Annotated in this window: 24 protein-coding genes, 1 pseudogene and 1 other annotated feature; of the genes and pseudogenes, 9 read left to right on the forward strand and 16 right to left on the reverse strand. The window is 48.4% G+C overall.

Translation table 11 applies throughout. From position 1 onward, the window contains the following. Positions 1-84: 84 nt before the first annotated feature. From D9742_RS04375 to D9742_RS04410, 8 genes and pseudogenes are all read right to left on the reverse strand, one after another. Positions 85-2,214 carry a replication endonuclease gene (locus D9742_RS04375; protein ID WP_205712865.1) on the reverse strand — a complete coding sequence of 710 codons (2,130 nt, stop codon included), beginning with the start codon at positions 2,212-2,214 and terminating at the stop codon, positions 85-87. Positions 2,215-2,699: 485 nt separating this feature from the next. After that, a pseudogene (locus tag D9742_RS23335) lies at positions 2,700-2,960 on the reverse strand (DUF5405 family protein); the annotation flags it as partial. Continuing rightward, on the reverse strand, positions 2,961-3,182 hold the full coding sequence (locus tag D9742_RS04385) for a TraR/DksA family transcriptional regulator (protein ID WP_130236103.1): 222 nt from the start codon (positions 3,180-3,182) through the stop codon (positions 2,961-2,963). Then, positions 3,182-3,409: a DUF2732 domain-containing protein gene (locus tag D9742_RS04390; protein WP_130236104.1), complete on the reverse strand. Its 228-nt coding sequence runs from the start codon at positions 3,407-3,409 to the stop codon at positions 3,182-3,184. Before D9742_RS04390 ends, D9742_RS04385 begins: the two co-directional genes overlap by 1 nt. A gap of 69 nt (positions 3,410-3,478) precedes the next feature. Continuing rightward, a complete protein-coding gene (locus tag D9742_RS04395) occupies positions 3,479-3,679 on the reverse strand; it encodes a hypothetical protein (RefSeq protein WP_000085637.1) in 201 nt (66 codons plus the stop codon). Then, entirely contained in the window at positions 3,669-3,893 is a 225-nt protein-coding gene (locus tag D9742_RS04400; protein WP_130236105.1) for a phage filamentation protein Fil family protein, read from the reverse strand. The genes D9742_RS04395 and D9742_RS04400 overlap by 11 nt, the downstream gene beginning before the upstream one ends. A 7-nt stretch (positions 3,894-3,900) precedes the next feature. Next, positions 3,901-4,410, reverse strand: coding sequence for a phage regulatory CII family protein (locus D9742_RS04405; RefSeq protein ID WP_130236106.1), 510 nt, complete (start codon positions 4,408-4,410; stop codon positions 3,901-3,903). Between the two features lie 32 nt (positions 4,411-4,442). Further along, positions 4,443-4,814 carry a hypothetical protein gene (locus D9742_RS04410; protein ID WP_001407047.1) on the reverse strand — a complete coding sequence of 124 codons (372 nt, stop codon included), beginning with the start codon at positions 4,812-4,814 and terminating at the stop codon, positions 4,443-4,445. A 113-nt stretch (positions 4,815-4,927) separates the two neighbouring features. Between D9742_RS04410 and D9742_RS04415 the strand changes: the two genes are divergently transcribed. The 4 genes from D9742_RS04415 to D9742_RS04430 are packed head-to-tail and all read left to right on the forward strand — an operon-like array spanning position 4,928 to position 7,622. Continuing rightward, positions 4,928-5,770 carry a phage repressor protein CI gene (locus tag D9742_RS04415; RefSeq protein ID WP_130236107.1) on the forward strand — a complete coding sequence of 281 codons (843 nt, stop codon included), beginning with the start codon at positions 4,928-4,930 and terminating at the stop codon, positions 5,768-5,770. A gap of 8 nt (positions 5,771-5,778) precedes the next feature. After that, positions 5,779-6,183, forward strand: a complete 405-nt coding sequence (locus tag D9742_RS04420) for a hypothetical protein (RefSeq protein ID WP_130236108.1) — start codon at positions 5,779-5,781, stop codon at positions 6,181-6,183. A gap of 26 nt (positions 6,184-6,209) precedes the next feature. Continuing rightward, positions 6,210-6,548, forward strand: coding sequence for a DUF2511 domain-containing protein (locus D9742_RS04425; protein ID WP_130236109.1), 339 nt, complete (start codon positions 6,210-6,212; stop codon positions 6,546-6,548). Between the two features lie 24 nt (positions 6,549-6,572). Then, positions 6,573-7,622 carry a site-specific integrase gene (locus D9742_RS04430; RefSeq protein ID WP_130236110.1) on the forward strand — a complete coding sequence of 350 codons (1,050 nt, stop codon included), beginning with the start codon at positions 6,573-6,575 and terminating at the stop codon, positions 7,620-7,622. Positions 7,623-7,794: 172 nt separating this feature from the next. Here the strand turns inward: D9742_RS04430 and D9742_RS04435 are convergent, their stop codons facing one another. The 4 genes from D9742_RS04435 to D9742_RS04450 form a co-directional block, all read right to left on the reverse strand. Beyond that, positions 7,795-8,277 (reverse strand): OmpA family protein, encoded by a 483-nt coding sequence (locus D9742_RS04435; RefSeq protein WP_044865867.1) that lies wholly within the window; start codon positions 8,275-8,277, stop codon positions 7,795-7,797. A gap of 15 nt (positions 8,278-8,292) precedes the next feature. Then, positions 8,293-9,516, reverse strand: a complete 1,224-nt coding sequence (gene dgcN, locus D9742_RS04440; RefSeq protein WP_130236111.1) for a diguanylate cyclase DgcN — start codon at positions 9,514-9,516, stop codon at positions 8,293-8,295. Continuing rightward, positions 9,509-10,027: a YfiR family protein gene (locus D9742_RS04445; RefSeq protein WP_130236112.1), complete on the reverse strand. Its 519-nt coding sequence runs from the start codon at positions 10,025-10,027 to the stop codon at positions 9,509-9,511. Before D9742_RS04445 ends, dgcN begins: the two co-directional genes overlap by 8 nt. Positions 10,028-10,177: 150 nt before the next feature. Beyond that, positions 10,178-10,540 carry a DUF2799 domain-containing protein gene (locus D9742_RS04450; protein ID WP_130236113.1) on the reverse strand — a complete coding sequence of 121 codons (363 nt, stop codon included), beginning with the start codon at positions 10,538-10,540 and terminating at the stop codon, positions 10,178-10,180. A 211-nt stretch (positions 10,541-10,751) separates the two neighbouring features. Here D9742_RS04450 and aroF point away from each other — a divergent pair, with 211 nt between their 5' ends. Together aroF and tyrA are read left to right on the forward strand one after the other, a co-directional pair. Continuing rightward, positions 10,752-11,822, forward strand: coding sequence for a 3-deoxy-7-phosphoheptulonate synthase AroF (aroF, locus tag D9742_RS04455; protein WP_130236114.1), 1,071 nt, complete (start codon positions 10,752-10,754; stop codon positions 11,820-11,822). A gap of 10 nt (positions 11,823-11,832) precedes the next feature. Next, a complete protein-coding gene (gene tyrA / locus D9742_RS04460) occupies positions 11,833-12,954 on the forward strand; it encodes a bifunctional chorismate mutase/prephenate dehydrogenase (RefSeq protein WP_130236115.1) in 1,122 nt (373 codons plus the stop codon). Between the two features lie 42 nt (positions 12,955-12,996). On the opposite strand, the gene pheA is transcribed toward tyrA, so the two are convergent. From pheA to bamD, 4 genes are all read right to left on the reverse strand, one after another. Beyond that, positions 12,997-14,157, reverse strand: coding sequence for a bifunctional chorismate mutase/prephenate dehydratase (gene pheA / locus D9742_RS04465; protein ID WP_130236116.1), 1,161 nt, complete (start codon positions 14,155-14,157; stop codon positions 12,997-12,999). Between the two features lie 22 nt (positions 14,158-14,179). Further along, positions 14,180-14,305: a sequence feature (Phe leader region), on the reverse strand. Next, positions 14,257-14,304 carry a pheA operon leader peptide PheL gene (gene pheL / locus D9742_RS04470; protein ID WP_100229775.1) on the reverse strand — a complete coding sequence of 16 codons (48 nt, stop codon included), beginning with the start codon at positions 14,302-14,304 and terminating at the stop codon, positions 14,257-14,259. Its footprint overlaps the feature before it by 48 nt. A 102-nt stretch (positions 14,306-14,407) precedes the next feature. Continuing rightward, entirely contained in the window at positions 14,408-14,749 is a 342-nt protein-coding gene (gene raiA, locus D9742_RS04475) for a ribosome-associated translation inhibitor RaiA (protein ID WP_059272170.1), read from the reverse strand. A gap of 270 nt (positions 14,750-15,019) precedes the next feature. Next, positions 15,020-15,757 (reverse strand): outer membrane protein assembly factor BamD, encoded by a 738-nt coding sequence (bamD, locus tag D9742_RS04480; protein WP_059272168.1) that lies wholly within the window; start codon positions 15,755-15,757, stop codon positions 15,020-15,022. Between the two features lie 134 nt (positions 15,758-15,891). Between bamD and rluD the strand changes: the two genes are divergently transcribed. The 3 genes from rluD (at position 15,892) to clpB (ending at position 20,303) form a co-directional block, all read left to right on the forward strand. Then, on the forward strand, positions 15,892-16,872 hold the full coding sequence (gene rluD / locus D9742_RS04485; RefSeq protein WP_059272167.1) for a 23S rRNA pseudouridine(1911/1915/1917) synthase RluD: 981 nt from the start codon (positions 15,892-15,894) through the stop codon (positions 16,870-16,872). Beyond that, positions 16,869-17,600, forward strand: coding sequence for a purine nucleoside phosphorylase YfiH (yfiH, locus tag D9742_RS04490; RefSeq protein WP_130236117.1), 732 nt, complete (start codon positions 16,869-16,871; stop codon positions 17,598-17,600). The genes rluD and yfiH overlap by 4 nt, the downstream gene beginning before the upstream one ends. Before the next feature lie 129 nt (positions 17,601-17,729). Next, a complete protein-coding gene (gene clpB / locus D9742_RS04495) occupies positions 17,730-20,303 on the forward strand; it encodes an ATP-dependent chaperone ClpB (RefSeq protein WP_002431841.1) in 2,574 nt (857 codons plus the stop codon). Positions 20,304-20,560 lie beyond the last annotated feature (257 nt).

Below are 20,560 nucleotides of genomic sequence, written 5' to 3' on the forward strand. Positions count from 1 at the left end.
TTATACAGTAGCACGTATTGGTAAAAGATGGGAAGAAAAAAAACGAATAGGGCGATTGTCGTATGTACATGATATGGATATAAATTACTCTGATATTGGTTTTGATGCTTCAGCTATCGCAGCAACACGATTAAGGATTTTCCTGGCTTTAGCCTCATGCGATGGTGCTGTGGAAAATATTTCTCCTTTGGCCGTTCCGCGTAGCCATTTACCATCAAAACAACTTTTACCACCGGCCATCAGGTGCAGAGCTTCGCCCCGGCTGATATTAATGCCGGTTGTCAAATGTATCTCTTCGATAGTTTTCGCTATAGCTGCGTTTTGCTCATCCGTTCCGTGGACGAATTTTCGCCGTGCTGCTGGCTTTTGCTTCCTGAGTCGGTTGGTCAACTCTCGTCTTTCACGCCGACTCAGTGGTTTTGTTAAATCCAGTATCGGTGGATCGCTTTCGCTTCCCGTACAGTTATTGACAGAACTCCGAGGGACGGCTTTGCCGTCCTGAAGGTCAACGGCCAAATCAACAGCACGCTTCGGAACAATCTTCCACTGAGTGAGCCGGGTTAAAATCGGGCTTCCTGCACCTATGGAGGAATCGTAGACCCCTTTAATACATACCATTTCCTCACCGTACTGATTAAGCTCGGTACGCGGTTCATACAGTGTGCGCACCTGTAAATCATCGCGACGGACAAACGGCCCACCCTGAGCATTAACATAACCAGCCCAGTCACCAGCGTCGGCGGCATCATGGACGGCGGCAAACTCAACGCTCAGCCCGTGCGCGGTTTCGGTATCAGCGAGGCGACGCAACTCACGGTAAACCGTCACCGGCGCACCACCAATAAACTGAAACTGACGGATGTGCCAGCGCGCAGCCCATGCTGAAACGGCGGGGGCTGTCTCTTTCAGCAGCTCACCGCTTTCATCATCGGTTTCACCATCGAGAGCATAACCGTCGATATTTTTTGAGATGTATTTAGCAACATAGCCGGTTGCGCTGCCTTTCTCCGGGTCAATGGACTCGGCGTGGAAACGTGCTTTTTTGGATTTATCGCTTTTCAGTTCGTGGCGGTCTTCTTTCCATGCGTATTTACGGACGATGGAGCGAACATATTCAACATCTTCCGGCAGCATGAACATCAGCATGTGCCAGTGTGGAGTGCCGTCGTGATGGGGCTCGGCGACACGAATACCGAAAATACGGACATCTTCCCGATGTAGTTTGGCACGGATACGCGCCCAGATACCGGTTAGATAGTTTTGCGTGTCAGCCGGGCTGGCACCGCTCCATTTGCTGTTACGGTAACCGGCTTTAGTCGTGGCGTGATATTTTGACGGCGCGGTTAGAGTGTAAAACTCACCGACATAACCGAGCTCATTACAGATGTTTTCAAACCCACGAATGCGGGTCATGAGCTCACAGCGGCGAATCGCAGGGTTAGCAACTGAGCCATCATATTTTTCAATTAGGCTGATACGGTTGCCGTCTTCGTCTTCGAGATCCAGACCTTTGAGAAATTCACGAGTTCGGCGCTTTTGTTCACGCCAGTCAGTCACGCAGTTTTTACTCGCATAGGTGTTTTTTTTCTTGCTGACGTTGCCGACTGCAATTTGCAGGTGTTCGCGCCATGTAGCTGCAACCCGGCGCAAACGACCACGCCACCACCCATCGTTAAACATCTTGGCGATAGCCGGTGCGATTTCATCCGCGCCGACATATTTTTTTGCAACCCGATCCCAATGGGGTGGGATAACGTTGAACTGGAGGGAAATAAAGCCAGCACGATTATACCAGGTGTACAGCGTTTTAAGCTCGCCGAATCCGTGGTCATTAATGCTGGCAAGTTCACCACGAATGAAATTAGCAATATCGGCGGCCAACAGGTCAACATCAGCGCGCGACATATCCGGGAGGCGGTTATATCGGGCGACCATATGAACCATGCGTGACGCCAGATATTGCATAAGCTGGGTATCAAAATGACTTCCAAAAACAGAGGTTGAAACCTTGCTGTTGATACCCGCGCATTCGTATTTTTTTGCGACCAACTCAAGACGCGGCAATGCCTTTTTGCAGAAGCTGATCAAAAAGGCATTGGCTCGTTGAATGCCCTGATTTTGCTCCAGCACTGCCGCAGTGCGATAAACATCTAACCGCACGCAGTCGGGCTGGAGAGAAAGCACCTTTTTCGCATGCAGCAAAGCCGCGAACATACGGTCGCGGCGATGCTGTTGCTCGTAAGTAAGGTATGGGCTGGCTATAGCCGACCGTGGAGCATTCCACGGATAAGCAAAAGTAATATCTAATGCCCCTCCGTCATGTATCATCTGTCGACTTTCTTTTTGATTCCATAACATTGGTCGTGTAGCCTCCCACAAAGTTGAGTGTTAAAAAGGTGCTGTGATGCAACATAAATTATTCAAGATGAAAGACAGTTTGAATCTGCCGCCATATGATTCGGCCCTGTCTGCGTGGCTTGAGAATCAGCAGGAATCCATTCCTGGAGTTCCATATAAAATCCTTGTCTGCAATGAGAATGTTTTTTACAGGGCTCTCACCTGTGATGGATTGGGAGAGTACGCCGCAGCGTGTGAATTTCTCCACTCTCTGGGTCTAGTAGATGCCTCGGATTACGGAATGGGTCTGAAAGATTACGACTCAGTATTTTTAAGTCAGGAGTATATTGACCGAGCATTTTCTCAATAGCATTGGCGAATAATACGCCTATTTTTTCTATTTCTACGACCATCTCTTTAAGTGAAGTTATGGTCGAATTCTGAATATGACGGTGAATTAATCCTGAAATAAGTTGTTCAATTTTTGGGTAATATCCGATGGCATCAAGCCATTCCTCGCCAGATTTTTTCCCGGATTGAGCGACTTTCTTTTCATTAAGGATAAATTGATACTGGTCGCTAGTAATAATCCATTTGTCACCTATTTCGATTCGAAAACTCATTTACACGCCCCTGTAGTGTTTTGATTTGAGCTCGGCGATTTGCTGACAAGTCACGCAAAATGCCACCCCCTGAATTGCCGCACGGCGGGCTTCCTGGATTGGTGCGTCACATTCTTCGCATAGGAAAGGAGAGGTCGCTGCAATACGGCAGCGCGCGTTGCTGATGTGGCGTTCGCGGTCTTCCTGCTCGCGCAGTTGTGCTAAATCCATTGCGTCGGCCATTAGTGCAGCTCCTGTGATTCGTTTTCGTAGCGGTTGGCTTCACGTCGCAGCAATTCAGCGGCTTCGGTGCCGTTCATGCCCTCTTTAGTGATATGGATAGCCAGCGCCTCAAGACGGATTGAAACGGCGAGTGCGCGGTCTTTGCGTTCTTCTTTTTTGGCATCTGTCAGCAGCACGGCCAGCGTGTCACTATCAGTATTAAAACTACGGAGTTCGGTATTACGCATAACTAACTCTCCTGATTTCGGGCAATAAAATGCCCGACGGGTTTACGCCAGATAATTAATTGTGATTAATTAGCTATAGCCAAATACAACGGCAGGTTTACTTTTTAACTGGCTGATAATCTCAGCTTTCAGGCCATCCTTAAACTCTTTGCAGCACTCCCACTCAGGGTCAACGCGAAGTATTGCACCATCGCGGGTTTTAATTTCAAAACCGTCTTCCATATTCGGAATCATGGCTCCTAAAACAATTCTTAATTCATCACGTGACATGCTTAATCCCTTTAATAATAAAGTGGACAATACGAATAATTAAAAAGCCTGACGACTTCGACTGCTTAGATTTCAGCCCTTTTAATAATTCGGACTGAGAGCGGCACGGGTGCCAGCGCTTACCATCTTTACCTGCGATCCAGCCGTGACCGTAATGCATACCTGGACTTTGCTTAACGAGCAGAGATGCGAATGAGGGTTTATTTTTCAGCATAAACACCTCATACCAAACCAAATGTTGCGCCGATGCCGGTCATGGTATCAACCACGCTCGACATTGCCGGGTTAGCCTGTAGACGCGCCTGTAACGCCAGCGCCGACAGAGACAACATGCGGATGCCTGCATTAACACTCTCAACCATGTTGTGTTTGCGGTCAGAGGTCATACGTTCATTTGATACCGCACCGCTCGCCAGTTCGCCGAGTTCACTCATTGCGCGCATCACATAAGACTGCAATTTCTCTTTAGCCAGCTCATTAACTGGCACGCATGGCAGACAATGTATCTGCGCCAGAAAGCCATCAACGAGGGTTGAGTCTTCGGTCAGGTCAGTCAGCAGCCACAATTCAGGCGGTGTGAATTGGTGAGGCTGTTCCGGGTTGAGCTTATTACGTAACGTTTGAACGTTCATACCCGCACGCTCGGCCAGCTTCGCCATGTTGTGACGCTGCGCAAAAGCCCGGCACGCTTCGTCATAGTGAGGATGTTTAGAAATCTGAAAATCAAACATGGTTAAATTCCCTCTAACTTGCATAATCAAATTCAGTTAAGAGCGATGCGGTGATCGATGTAGCGACAATCAATCGCTTGCTGGGTTAGTTTGTCGCGCCATGCTTTCACGTTTACGAGGGTGCGGCTTCGTTTTCCAGCCTCTTCCTTGTTGGAAAAGTCTTTTGTTGGAGCTTTGAGGAGGATTCCCTCATCAAGCCATTGCCAGACCAGACGCTCGCTTACACCGCGAGTGGCGGCAAAGTCTTTCACTGTCATTGTGTCTGACATAGCGGAGCGGATCATTGTCTGCAGAGCTGGCAGCATAGCGGTAACGATGGCATCAAACTGAGCCGGATCTAACAGCACAGTTTGATTTTGTGAGTTTTGCGAATCATGTGTCGAGATTGATTTTGCATCTGACATATCGCATTATCTCCTGTTGTTTGAAATGTGGTGCAGTGGTGTGCATCTTGGTCGATGAATGCCACTTTAGATCGAAAATGAGTTCGTGTAAATCGATTTTGAGTGATTGATAAATGAATGATGAAGATTTGAATACGCAAGATGTGATTGAGCGGATAAGTTCGGCCTATGGTGTCAGCACGCAAAAGGCTTTGGCTGAGGTGCTTGGCGTCCCGTCAAATAGTGTCAGTACGTGGGTTCAGCGGAATAGCTTTCCCGGAAAAGCGATAATTCAGTGCTCATTAGATACTGGTGCCGATCTAAATTGGTTGCTGACTGGAACAATCTCCAGTTTGAATTTGCAAGATGCACCGGCGTTGAAAGGGAAGTTACTTTATGACGAGATTTTAACGAGCGGTGGAAAACCTGTATTGAGGCGTATCCTTGATGCGTATGGTTTTACAATGCAAAAAGAGCTTGGTGATTTGCTTGATATTTCCTCTGGTACTATCAGTACCTGGATCAGGAGAGATTTCTTCCCCGGTGATGTTGTTGTTACGTGCGCCCTTGATACTGGCGTATCGCTGGAGTGGTTAGCTACCGGCAAGGGGAAAATGAGACAAAGCAAAGAGGTCTGCTATCCCGACGTTCTGACAATAAAAAAATCTCGCCTTGAGTCTGGTGAGCTCAAAGATGCAGGAAGTTGGCAACCTGACCCTTCAATGATTCCGTCTAACTCTGAGGAGTTGATTTTTGTTGACGGTGCTGGTGCTTCCTGGCTTGTCGACTGTTCTGCTTCGAATATAGGTAATGGCCGCTGGTTAATTGATATCGATGGCGCTTTTGATGTTTTTGATGTAGTTCGACTACCCGGCGGAAAAGTCAGGCTATCAAATAAATCTGCTGAGTTTGAATGTAATATTTCAGACATTACCCCTTTTGGTGCTGTAATTTTTACTTTGGAAAAACATATATAAGGGAACTTATGAAACGTTCAATTTTTGCTCTTGTGTTACTCACTTCTTTTGCTGTACATGCTCAGCCATCCAATTTGTCTGTGCTTAAAAAGTCGTTGAATGATATGCAGCCTTTATCGATAAAAGATAGTAAGGGTGTGATTACTGTTGTTCTGGATACGCCAACGGTCACACCTGAAATTTATGATACTGCTGTATATGGTGTTTGCTATCCAGTATGGCTACATAAAGAAAATACGGCATACCTAAAAACTACTAAAGCGGTTCAAATCCTCAATAAATTTAGTTTCATGGGGTATACGCTTGAGAATCCGAGAGCTACTTGCGATAAAGCTGGTCAAGAGCAACCGGAACAATCCAAAGTGACTATTAGCTCTAATACCCACTTAGCCACGACAAAGAACATTCAGTAAAAATATTAGCCTCGGTAAGGGAATTTATGAAGCGTAAACTTATTTTAACTCTACTTTTTACTCTTTCATTTAGTGTCGCTGCTGCAGAGAAGAGCAAAGAGATAGACGGGGCTGCATATGGCGACCAGTGGCCTCTAACCTTTGAAAAGGCAAAAGTAGCGTGTGTTAACCGTGCTTATGCTTTTGTGTATGACATCAAAACTGATGATAGATATCCACTGAATGGTATGGCAGTAGATGCTGTTAAATCAGGAAAGATGGAAGGATCTAATTTAGATGACGTATGGAAAGATGACCCTGAGATTGACGGTGTTAAAATTTCAATTTCACCGTTGATTGATGCTGCTACAGCCCTTTGTAATTAACTCTCTTTTAGCCTCGGTGTCGCAATGACTGTAAGTAAACAAAAAAGTGGCAAATGGTTATGTGAGCTCTATCCAAATGGTCGAGAAGGGCGGCGTATCCGTCGGCAATTCAATACCAAAGGTGAGGCCGAGGCATTCGAGTCATTTACAAAAAACGAAAGCGATGAAAAGCCGTGGCTCGGTAAGAAAGAAGACCGCAGGCGCTTAAGTGAGATTATCCAGCTTTGGCATAATTTGCACGGGCAGGCGTTAGTCGCCAGTAAGTCACGGCTGGCAAAACTTCAAATCGTGTGTAACGGTTTGGGTGACCCGATTGCATCCCGACTTACGGCTAAAGACTGGGCGCATTACCGTGATCGCCGTCTGCGTGGCGAGATAGATAATGGATACCATAAAGACCCGGCGAAATGGGTCGCTAAGCCGATAACCGTCAATCGTGAGCAGCAGTATCTTGAAGCGGTGTTTAATGAGCTAAAACGTTTAGGGGAGTGGAGCTTACCTAATCCGCTAGATGGGATCCGGGTGTTCAAAGAAGCTGAGAAGGAAATGTCCTGGCTAACTTTGTCTCAGCTCCCGGAGCTGTTCCGAGCCTGTGAACAATATGGCAAAGAAAATCTTACTATGATTGTTAAGGTGTGCCTGGCTACCGGTGCACGATGGGGAGAAGCTGAGAGACTTACACGTCCCCAACTTTCCCCCTGCAAGCTGACTTTCACCAAAACCAAAGGTAAGAAGAATCGCACGGTTCCGATTCCTAAATGGCTGTATGACGAGTTGTCCGAACGTCAGGGTAGAATGTTCAAGCCCTGCTATCAGGACTTTAAGAAGATGCTCAAACTTACAAACATTGAATTGACTGAAGGGCAGAAAACGCACGTTTTACGTCACACCTTTGGTGCGCATTTTATGATGAATGGCGGCAATATCCTTGTACTCCAGAAGATACTCGGTCACGCAAATATTCGTGAAACAATGAAGTATGCGCACTTTGCTCCTGACCATCTTGAACAAGCTGTCACCTTGAATCCGTTGTCACTGTGTATTGGCGACAACGTGGCGGCAGAGGTTGCGTAACGCTGCAATTCACTGCATTAAAAATTGCATTAACTAATTGTTTTATATGGTAAGTGTTTGTTTGTTATGGGGTGTTAATAGGAGCGTCTTAACTAAGATTTCGCTTAAGCGACATCCTGTTAAGAAGGGCTGGCCGATTGGCTGGCCCTTTTTTTATCTATCAAAATTGCGTTTACGGTGTACTAATCACCACAGCGACGCGACGGTTCTCGGCGCGACCCTGTGCGGTCTTGTTACTGGCGATGGGGTATTTTTTCCCTAAGCCCTGAGTGGTGAGATTGCTGCGAGGAATTTGTCCACCTTCTGCCCACGCATCGGCGACGACATTTGCCCGCTTCAGCGATAAAGCTTCGTTGTAACTGTCTTCGCCGTAATTGTCGGTATGTCCATCCATTCGGGCATGGGTTAAGCCTGTGGAGGTCAGTTTTGCGGCCATGGTCTGGATCTGTTGCTGACTTTCCGGGAGCAGTTTGTAGTCATTTTTAGCAAACAGAATGGTATCAGATAAGCCCAGCGACCAGTCGCCAGCGGATTCAGTAAAACCATAAGACTGCATAGCGGCGATTTGTTCTGGAGTAAACTTCCCTTGTGGTGACTGGCAGCCAGTCAGTATCAGTGAAGAGAACACCAGGGGGACTATAAGTTGCTTTATCATGTAGATATTTCCTTGTTATTTCACCAGCTTTTTGGCGCGCTGGTGTTTGGCCTGATACATATTATGGTCGGCCAGCTCTTGTAATTTTTCGGCGGAGGCGTGCTCAATGGTCATAGCGTAACCAATGCTTAATGTCATCGTGGTTTGATGGCCATTATTAAGATCGAATGGGCGATTAAAAATTTGCGTTAGTGCCGTACAAATTCGCTGCACTTCAGATTCCGACTGCACGCCATAGAGGACCATAGCGAATTCATCGCCGCCTATGCGGTATGCCTGATGTCGCAGCCCGCCAAACGCAGCTAATCGTTTTGCCACTTCAATCAAGACCTGATCTCCCGTCGCATGACCCCAGGTATCATTGATATATTTGAAATTATCGCCATCAAGAAACAGTAATGCCGACGTTTTTCGGGCGTCAGAACTGTTCATCAACGTGTTGATGCCGCTACGAAACGCTGCACGGTTAGCCAGCCCGGTTAATGGGTCATGTAGCGCGGTACGTAGAAGCTGCGCATTCTTGGCCTGCAAACGAAGTTGCCACTCTTCCATTTCATCCAGCAGACTGTTGAAGTCGAGAGCGAAGCGGTGAAACTCTGCGATACGTTCTTCCGAAACTCGTCGGGAAAAATTGCGGTTGGAACGCACATCATGTACGACATCGGTGATGTTTTTTAACGCTTCAACCAGACCATTGTGCAAATGGCGGGTGAGGGTAATTGCGATGCCTGATGCCAGCAGAATGCATGCGGTCAGGACAGCGAGCGAAAACCAGATAAAATGGCTAATTGAGCTGTCGCGTGCGGTTAACTGCACTTCGCCAATGGTTTCACCATTATGGCGAATCGGCTGAATTACGGGGGCAGGAAAGAGCCAGCGGCTAATGAAATTACTGAAGGTATCTCCTGGTTCTCTGGCAGTGTAGTGCCAGGAAGCAATAATGTTTTGCTGATTATCACGCACTTCAGCGGTTGAAAATTGGCCTTGCTGACCTAGTGCGGCCAGAGTTTCTGTCGCTGCGGGACCATCGGCAAAAACGACCGCAGCTTCCAGGCTGTAAGTCATTGTTGCAGCGGTTAGCGCCAGGTTTTTTTGCGCGTATTGTTTCAGGGTTAGCACTGACGTCACGGAAAGCAGCAACCAGATCAGCGTCATAGTGATAAATATGCTGGTCATGCTGATGTTGCGTAATGCTCTTTTAAACGTGGGGCGCTTATGAAGAGAATTATCGTTATCCATCTTTTTTCTTCCGTGCGAGCATTAAGACATCCGGGTTGACCTTAACACCACTCCGCGATAAGGCATCCAGGTTTACGGCAAACCTAACGTTATTATTGTTGATGACCAGACAAAATGCGCTGCCAATAATGCACTCGGTATTTTGTTCGGCAATTAATAATAACGCCTTAGACGGATATTGTTCGATTAATTCTGTCTGGAATGTCGGTGACTCGCTGCCAAAATAAAAACCATTGCAGCCTGAAATCATCGCCTCTTGTTTGTTGTTAACGATGACAGGTAGATAAGGCAAAGGCGTCGCGCCATTCTCTTGCAGGGCGGTGCTAAAGCGTGAAGATGAAAAAATACATAGTCTCGGCGGGCCAGATACCGTCGGCCAGCGAGTGTAGCTTACGATACCGGAAACCATTAAACGCACATTTTTCGCAACGTCAGTGGTTTCCTGAGCGAGTATTGGTGCGCCTGCCAGAAGGAATAGCAGCAGTAATAACAGTAGGTGAGAAAAGCGCATTCAGGGATCCTCACCATCTTCGCTCGAAATGCATCGAAAATTTTTCAGAATGTTCATTAAAATATCATTATTTTGTGTGGTCGTCATCCATAAGAGAATTAAAAATCCAATAAGTTAAATCTCATGAGTAATTTTATTGTGGGATTTAAATTAATTAAGTCTCATCGTGCGGGCATTTTCATCCGCGCCTTTTTGCCATACTTCATGCAATTGGCTGGCATTTTCTACATTGTTGCAGCTGGCTGGGAAACTTTTACCGGAAAGCCCTCGGGCATAAGTAAAATCGATTTGGCAGGTTTTCTTTTGCCCTTCGGCATATCCTTTAAGATATATCCCCCGATCAGCCTGTGAATCGGTAAAAGCATCGTCATTTTTTATGGCAACGCCTGATATCGCATCTTCCATACCAACATCATACCAGTCAGTGCTGGTCAGGGTTGGCGCGTGAGTATAGGGATCAATCTGACAACCGCTAATAATCAAGGCTAACAAAGGGGCGATAAAGTGTTTCATTGTTTTTTCTCCTTTTTCAAAGCATAGCGGATTGTTTTTATTATGTGTGTAAATTTATTTGTACGCTTTGTGGCGAGAAAAACGCATTAAAATTGCTGTCGTAAACTATTGTTTACGAAATATGGATTGAAATCTTTACTTTTTGTGTTATCGTTGCGTCATCCTCGCTGAGGATCAACTATCGCAAACGAGCATAAACAGGATCGCCATCATGCAAAAAGACGCGCTGAACAACGTACACATTACCGACGAACAGGTTCTGATGACCCCGGAAGAGTTGAAGGCAGCTTTTCCATTAAGCCGGCAACAAGAAGCCCAGATTGCCGATTCGCGTAAAACTATTTCAGATATCATCGCCGGGCGCGATCCTCGTCTGCTGGTGGTGTGTGGTCCTTGTTCCATTCATGATCCTGAAACTGCTCTGGAATATGCTCGTCGATTTAAAGCCCTTGCCGAAGAGGTCAGCGATAGCCTCTATCTGGTGATGCGCGTCTATTTTGAAAAACCCCGTACCACTGTCGGCTGGAAAGGGTTGATTAATGATCCACATATGGATGGCTCCTTTGATGTCGAAGCCGGGCTACAGATTGCGCGTAAATTGTTGCTTGAGCTGGTGAATATGGGGCTACCGCTGGCGACGGAAGCGTTAGATCCAAACAGCCCCCAATATTTGGGGGATCTGTTTAGCTGGTCGGCAATTGGTGCTCGTACCACGGAATCGCAAACGCACCGTGAAATGGCATCCGGGCTTTCCATGCCGGTTGGTTTTAAAAACGGCACTGATGGCAGTCTGGCGACAGCAATCAATGCTATGCGTGCCGCTGCACAACCGCATCGTTTTGTTGGTATTAATCAGGCAGGGCAGGTGGCGCTGCTACAAACTCAGGGGAATCCGGATGGACATGTGATCCTGCGCGGTGGTAAAGCGCCGAACTATAGTCCTGCGGATGTTGCGCAATGTGAAAAAGAGATGGAACAAGCGGGACTGCGCCCGTCTCTGATGGTAGATTGCAGCCACGGTAATTCCAATAAAGATTATCGCCGTCAGCCTGCGGTGGCAGAGTCCGTGGTTGCTCAAATCAAAGATGGCAATCGTTCAATTATTGGTCTGATGATCGAAAGTAATATCCACGAAGGCAATCAGTCTTCCGAGCAACCGCGCAGTGAAATGAAATACGGTGTATCCGTAACCGATGCCTGCATTAGCTGGGAAATGACTGATGCCTTGCTGCGTGAGATCCATCATGATCTCAACGGGCAACTGACGGCGCGCGTGGCTTAAGAGGTTTATTATGGTTGCTGAATTGACCGCATTACGCGATCAAATTGATGAAGTCGATAAAGAGTTGCTGAATTTATTAGCGAAGCGTCTGGAACTGGTTGCCGAAGTCGGTGAGGTGAAAAGCCGCTTTGGACTGCCTATTTATGTTCCGGAGCGTGAGGCATCTATGCTGGCCTCGCGGCGCGCAGAGGCGGAAGCCCTCGGCGTGCCGCCAGATCTGATTGAAGATGTTCTGCGTCGGGTAATGCGTGAGTCCTACTCCAGTGAAAACGACAAAGGGTTTAAAACGCTTTGTCCTTCACTACGTCCGGTAGTCATTGTTGGTGGTGGTGGGCAGATGGGGCGCTTGTTCGAGAAGATGCTAACGCTCTCTGGCTATCAGGTGCGGATCCTTGAACAACATGACTGGGATCGCGCGGCTGAGATTGTTGCCGATGCCGGTATGATAATTGTCAGCGTGCCGATTCATGTTACAGAACAAGTTATCGGCAAATTACCGCGTTTACCGCAAGACTGTATTCTGGTCGATCTGGCATCAGTGAAAAATGGGCCGTTACAGGCCATGCTGGCGGCGCATGATGGCCCGGTGCTGGGGTTACACCCGATGTTCGGCCCGGATAGCGGCAGTCTGGCGAAGCAGGTCGTGGTCTGGTGTGATGGACGCCAGCCAGAAGCGTACCAATGGTTTCTTGAACAAATTCAGGTCTGGGGCGCGCGACTGCATCGCATTAGTGCTGTCGAACATGATCAGAATATGGCGTTTATCCAGGCGTTGCGCCACTTTGCCACTTTTGCTTATGGCCTGCATCTGGCAGAAGAAAATGTTCAGCTTGAGCAGCTTCTGGCACTCTCTTCGCCCATATATCGTCTGGAGCTGGCGATGGTCGGGCGACTGTTTGCCCAGGATCCGCAGCTTTATGCCGACATTATTATGTCTTCAGAACGTAATCTGGCGTTGATAAAACGTTACTATAAGCGTTTTGGTGAGGCGATTGAGTTGCTGGAGCAGGGCGATAAGCAGGCGTTTATTGACAGTTTCCGCAAGGTGGAGCACTGGTTCGGCGATTACGCACAACGCTTTCAGAATGAAAGCCGCGTGTTATTGCGTCAGGCTAACGATAGCCGCCAGTAATAATCCTGTGCCGGATGATTCACATCATCCGGCACTTTTTCATCAGGTTGGATCAACAGGCACTACGTTCTCGCTTGGGTAACAACCCAATACCTTCATCGAACGGGTGATTTCACCTAACTCTTTCAATGCTTTTTGCATTTCCACTGATTCGAGATTGGCCTGAATATCCAGATAAAACATCTCTTCCCACGGATTACCGTGAATCGGGCGTGATTCCAGACGGGTCATAATCAGATTGTGGTTACGCAGCACCAGTAACGCTTCGACCAGAGCACCAGCTTGTTGCCCGGTAGCCATTAACAGCGTAGTTTTTGCCGGAACCTGGTCAGACACGTTAATAGCTTTACGTGCCAGCACGACAAATCGGGTGAAGTTTTGTCGTTGATTCGCCTCAATGCGCTCCAACACCTGTAAACCATACAAGGAACCGCCAGCTTCGCTTCCCAGCGCAGCGACATGTGGTGATTTTGCTTGTGCGACTTTTTCCATCGCCGCGGACGTACTCTCGGTATATTCAATCTTCCAGTGCGGATAACGGTTAAGGAATTTACTGCATTGCTGGAATGGCTGCGGGTGGCTGTAGACCGTGTTGATAGTTGATAAATCGGTGGTGCCGGAAACCAGTAAACAATGGTCGATAGTTAACGTCATCTCGCCAACAATCGACAAGCTGGTATGTTGCAGCAGATCGTAAACGTCGTTTATGGCACCGGAGCTGGTATTTTCAATCGGTACGACGGCATAGTCGGCCTGGCCGGTTTCCACCTGATTAAAAATTTCGGCAAATTTGGCGCAGCCGCTTTCAATGAATTGTTCAAAGTGACGGGCAGCGTACTGGCGCGCCGCAAGATGGGAATAAGAACCTTTGGGGCCGAGAAAAGCAATGCGTGCTGAGTGCGGATTAATTTTATTGAGATGTTGCTGGAGCAAAGCCTGCTGAGTTAATACGGAATCTTCAATGATGAGCTGGAATAGGCGAGTAATGTAGTGGGCATCCAGATGGTGTGTTTTACCAAGCGTAATTAATCTCTCCAGCAAATCGCGCTCACGATCGATATCACGCACCGGGCGATGTGAAAGCAGTTTGGCTTTTCCCACCTCAACGGCCAGCCCGCGCCGCTCTGCCAGTAACGCCAGCAATTTTTCGTCCAGCGTGCTAATTTTCTCGCGCAGCGCCAGTAACGGATTTTCCGATGTCATAGTGTTGCCTTTTTTGTTATCAATAAAAAAGGCCTCCCGATTTGGGAGGCCTTGTTGTTCGTCTTCGCATTCTGTTTCACACGACGAAACGCCTCCCATTCAGGGGAAGGTAAAAAAGAATGCGAAGAAAAACGGCGTTTGTTTCATGTTTGTTTCCTTAAGCGACTTCAGTACAGTACCCGTACTGTTTTCATGCTGTCAACAAAAAACGCGCCCGAAGGCGCGTTGGCGATACACTCAATATAAAGGACTACTCTTCTTCAACTTCTTCGACGAAGTTGGCGTCTTTCACCGATGTTGCGGCACGACGTGCTTCGCCTTTGTGCTGCAGTTTATTGAGCTGCCGTTCCAGCTTGTTGATCAATTCGTTAATAGCGGTGTACATATCTTCGTGTTTTGCACTGGCAACCAGAACGCCGTTAGGTGTGTTGATAGTGGCGTCAGCGATGAATCCCTGTGGTTCCTTAGACAGGATGATATGTGGGTTAATCAGATGAGTTTGCCATTTTTCCAGTTTGGCGAGACGGTCTTCGACATGTTGGCGGATAGCCGGAGTAATTTCCATTTGTTTGCTGGTAATGTTCATTGTCATAAATTTTACCTCTTGTCTTCCCGTCTTGGTGAACTCAGCATACCGCTCCTGATGTCAAAATGTGTGATGGAAATCTCATAATTTTGTCACTTTTTGTCAACGAAGTTTTTTTGTGAGAAATCGCAGGAAGAGGTGTTTTTTTACTTGAGGAATGTCTCAAAGCGAGCCATATTTGATAGGATCAATCGCGATTGAATCGCTTTAGTTAGCGCTCGAATCGAATAAAAAAACGGCAGCTCAAAGGCTGCCGTTTTGCGTTTATAACACCTGTTATGTGTTGCTGCTGTTAGCGGCAATAATTTTCGCGACTTTTTCAGCCTGAGCGTTCATCTGCATCTGGCGGTAAGCATTTTCCATCAGCGGCAGCGCATCACGCGTAGCCTGGGTATCCGGGTAGTCACGCAGCATGCCTTCGACGCGGTTGACGACGGCAACCCATGCGCCACGTTCGGTGTAGTACTCTGCCACGGAGTATTCATATTTCGCCAGACGATCTTTCAGGAACACCAGACGTTTGGTTGCATCAGTGGTGTACTGGCTGTTTGGATAGCCGCGGACCAGTTTGGAAAAGTCATTAAATGCATCGCGCGCATGTTGTGGATCGCGATCGCTACGATCGACGCCAAAGAACCCTTGCAATGCGCTATCATCCAGCGCCATATTGGTCAGGCCACGCATGTACATGACATAATCGATATTCGGATGGGTCGGGTTGAGGCGAATAAAACGATCGATGGCAGCCTGTGCTAACGGCAGATCGGCGTTTTTATAGTAGGCGTAGATGAGATCCAGCTGCACCTGCTGCGAATACGGACCAAACGGATAGCGATTATCTAACGCTTCCAGTTGCGTTATTGCCTGTCTCCAGTTACCGTCCTGCAGCTTTTGTTGCGCAGTCGCGTAAATTTCATTTGGCGGATTATCAGGTACTTCTTCCTTTGAACCCGAGCAACCCGCCAAAAACAGGCTTAATGTGGCGGCTGCCACCAGATATTTCATGCGCGTCATGACGTTTTGACTTTCCTCAAAATGTATTACGGGAGATTCTCTGTTCCTGCTCCCGGTTAAGACCAGCTACAATAGCACACTATATTAAACGGCAAAGCCGTAAAACCCCAACGATAAACGAAGAAGCAGTATATATGGCACAACGAGTAGAACTCACTGCAACAGTGTCCGAAAACCAACTCGGTCAACGCTTAGATCAGGCTTTGGCCGAAATGTTCCCGGATTATTCACGTTCGCGAATAAAAGAATGGATCCTGGACCAGCGCGTGCTGGTTAACGGCAAAGTTTGTGATAAGCCGAAAGAAAAAGTATTAGGTGGCGAGCAGGTGGCCATCAACGCTGAGATTGAAGAAGAAGCGCGTTTTGAGCCGCAGGATATCCCGCTGGATATCGTCTATGAAGATGAAGACATTATTGTCATTAATAAACCGCGCGATCTGGTGGTACATCCTGGTGCGGGGAACCCGGATGGCACGGTATTGAATGCGTTGCTTCATTACTATCCGCCTATTGCCGATGTTCCGCGTGCGGGAATTGTCCATCGTCTGGATAAAGACACCACTGGCCTCATGGTTGTCGCAAAAACCGTTCCGGCCCAGACGCGTTTAGTGGAATCTCTGCAACGACGTGAAATTACTCGTGAGTATGAAGCGGTGGCAATTGGCCATATGACAGCAGGTGGCACGGTGGACGAGCCAATCAGTCGCCATCCGACCAAACGTACTCATATGGCTGTGCATCCGATGGGCAAACCGGCGGTCACCCACTATCGCATTATGGAACACTTCCGTGTGCACACGCGTCTGCGGCTGCGTCTGGAAACTGGACGTACGCACCAGATCCGCGTGCATATGGCGCATATCACCCATCCGCTGGTGGGCGATCCGGTTTATGGTGGCCGTCCGCGTCCGCCAAAAGGTGCTTCGGAAGCGTTTATCTCCACGCTGCGTAAGTTTGATCGTCAGGCGCTTCACGCAACCATGTTACGTCTTTACCACCCGATTTCCGGTATCGAAATGGAATGGCATGCGCCCATTCCACAAGATATGGTGGAGCTGATTGAGGTGATGCGCGCTGATTTTGAAGAGCATAAGGATGAAGTGGACTGGTTATGAGTAAGCTGATTGTCCCGCAGTGGCCGCTGCCAAAAGGTGTTGCGGCCTGTAGCTCTACCCGTATCGGCGGCGTGAGCTTGCCGCCTTACGACTCACTCAACCTGGGTGCCCATTGTGGTGATAACCCGGAGCACGTTGAGGAGAATCGCAAGCGACTTTTTGCTGCGGGCAATTTGCCTTCAAAACCAGTCTGGCTTGAGCAGGTACACGGTAAAGATGTGCTTAAGCTTACTGGCGAACCTTATGCCTCAAAACGGGCAGATGCCTCTTATAGCAATACGCCCGGCACGGTTTGTGCCGTAATGACTGCCGATTGCTTGCCCGTGCTATTTTGCAATCGCGTGGGAACGGAAGTCGCTGCTGCCCATGCAGGCTGGCGCGGGCTGTGCGCTGGTGTTCTGGAAGAGACGGTTTCCTGCTTTGCCGATAAGCCCGAAAATATTCTTGCCTGGTTGGGGCCGGCAATCGGTCCACGCGCGTTTGAAGTGGGGGCGGAGGTTCGCGAGGCGTTTATGGCAGTAGACGCCAAAGCAAGTGCAGCTTTCATTCAGCAAGGAGATAAATATCTGGCGGATATTTATCTCCTTGCCCGGCAGCGTCTGGCGAACGTCGGTGTCGAACAAATTTTCGGCGGTGACCGTTGTACATATACGGAAAATGAGACTTTCTTCTCTTATCGTCGCGACAAGACCACGGGGCGTATGGCAAGTTTCATTTGGCTGATATAACCTAAAGAATCAAGACGATCCGGTACGCGTGATTTTCTTTTCACATTAATCTGGTCAATAACCTTGAATAATTGAGGGATGACCTCATTTAATCTCCAGTAGCAACTTTGATCCGTTATGGGAGGAGTTATGCGTCTGGATCGTCTTACTAATAAATTCCAGCTTGCTCTTGCCGATGCCCAATCACTTGCACTCGGGCACGACAACCAATTCATCGAACCACTTCATTTAATGAGCGCCCTGCTGAATCAGGAAGGGGGGTCGGTTAGTCCTTTATTAACTTCTGCCGGCATCAATGCTGGCCAGTTGCGCACAGATATCAATCAGGCATTAAACCGTTTACCACAGGTTGAAGGTACAGGTGGCGATGTCCAGCCATCACAGGATCTGGTGCGCGTTCTTAATCTTTGCGACAAGCTGGCGCAAAAACGTGGTGATAACTTTATCTCGTCAGAACTGTTCGTTCTGGCGGCACTTGAGTCTCGCGGCACGCTGGCCGACATCCTGAAAGCTGCAGGGGCGACCACCGCCAACATTACTCAAGCGATTGAACAAATGCGCGGAGGTGAAAGCGTGAACGATCAAGGTGCTGAAGACCAACGTCAGGCTTTGAAAAAATATACCATCGACCTTACTGAACGTGCCGAACAGGGCAAACTCGATCCGGTGATTGGTCGTGATGAAGAAATTCGCCGTACCATTCAGGTTCTGCAACGCCGTACTAAAAATAACCCGGTACTGATTGGTGAACCAGGCGTCGGTAAGACTGCCATCGTTGAAGGTCTGGCGCAGCGTATTATCAATGGCGAAGTACCGGAAGGGCTGAAAGGTCGCCGCGTACTGGCGCTGGATATGGGGGCGCTGGTGGCCGGGGCGAAATATCGCGGTGAGTTTGAAGAACGTTTAAAAGGCGTGCTTAACGATCTTGCCAAACAGGAAGGCAACGTCATCCTGTTTATCGACGAATTACATACCATGGTCGGCGCGGGTAAAGCCGATGGCGCAATGGACGCCGGAAACATGCTGAAACCTGCACTGGCGCGTGGTGAGCTGCACTGCGTGGGTGCAACGACGCTTGACGAATATCGCCAGTACATAGAAAAAGATGCTGCGCTGGAACGTCGTTTCCAGAAAGTGTTTGTTGCCGAGCCAACAGTGGAAGACACCATTGCTATTCTGCGTGGCCTGAAAGAACGTTACGAGCTGCACCACCATGTGCAAATTACTGACCCGGCAATTGTTGCAGCGGCGACGTTGTCTCATCGCTACATTGCTGACCGTCAGTTGCCGGATAAAGCCATCGACCTGATCGATGAAGCTGCATCCAGCATTCGTATGCAGATTGACTCAAAACCGGAAGAACTCGACCGACTCGATCGCCGTATTATTCAGCTCAAACTGGAACAACAGGCGTTAATGAAAGAGTCTGATGAAGCCAGTAAAAAACGCCTGGATATGCTCAACGAAGAACTGAGCGACAAAGAACGTCAGTATTCCGAGTTAGAAGAAGAGTGGAAAGCAGAGAAAGCATCGCTCTCTGGTACGCAGACCATTAAAGCGGAACTGGAACAGGCGAAAATTGCTATTGAACAAGCTCGCCGTGTGGGTGACCTTGCGCGGATGTCTGAACTGCAATACGGCAAAATTCCGGAACTGGAAAAACAACTGGAAGCCGCAACGCAGCTCGAAGGTAAAACCATGCGTCTGCTGCGTAATAAAGTGACTGATGCCGAAATTGCGGAAGTGCTGGCTCGTTGGACGGGGATTCCGGTTTCACGCATGATGGAAAGCGAGCGTGAAAAACTGCTGCGTATGGAGCAAGAACTGCACCATCGCGTTATTGGTCAGAACGAAGCGGTTGATGCGGTATCTAACGCTATTCGTCGTAGCCGTGCGGGGCTGGCGGATCCAAATCGCCCGATTGGTTCATTCCTGTTCCTCGGCCCGACTGGTGTGGGTAAAACTGAACTTTGTAAGGCGCTGGCGAACTTTATGTTCGATAGCGACGAGGCGATGGTCCGTATTGATATGTCCGAGTTTATGGAGAAACACTCGGTGTCTCGTCTGGTTGGTGCGCCTCCGGGATATGTGGGCTATGAAGAAGGTGGTTACCTGACCGAAGCGGTGCGTCGTCGCCCGTATTCCGTCATCCTGCTGGATGAAGTGGAAAAAGCGCATCCGGATGTCTTCAACATTCTGTTGCAGGTACTGGATGATGGACGTCTGACTGACGGGCAGGGGAGAACGGTCGACTTCCGTAATACGGTGGTCATTATGACCTCTAACCTCGGTTCCGATTTGATTCAGGAACGTTTTGGCGAACTGGATTATGCGCACATGAAAGAGCTGGTGCTCGGTGTGGTAAGCCATAACTTCCGTCCGGAATTCATTAACCGTATCGATGAAGTGGTGGTCTTCCATCCGCTGGGTGAACAGCACATTGCGTCGATTGCGCAGATTCAGTTGAAACGTCTGTACAAACGTCTGGAAGAACGTGGTTATGAAATCCACATTTCTGACGAGGCGCTGAAACTGCTGAGCGAGAACGGTTACGATCCGGTCTATGGTGCACGTCCTCTGAAACGTGCTATCCAGCAGCAGATCGAAAATCCGCTGGCACAGCAAATACTGTCTGGTGAATTGGTTCCGGGTAAAGTGATTCGCCTGGAAGTTAATGAAGATCGGATTGTCGCAGTCCAGTAAAGAAGAAAACGAGCCCTTCGGGGCTCGTTTTTTGTCTAATTTCCAGCCTGGAATGGTCGTTTTTAAGGTGTTTTGCTTAAGAATTGAGCGAACGATAAATTTTTTATATTTTCCGCTTGTCTCTTCAGAATAACTCCCTATAATGCGCCACCACTGACACGGAACAACGGCAAGCAAGCCGCCGGGTCAGCGGGATTCTCCTGAGAATTCCGACAGAGAAAAGTGAAAATAAGCACTTGACTCTGAAAGAGGAAAGC

Source organism: Escherichia sp. E1V33 (assembly GCF_004211955.1).
Classification (GTDB): domain Bacteria; phylum Pseudomonadota; class Gammaproteobacteria; order Enterobacterales; family Enterobacteriaceae; genus Escherichia.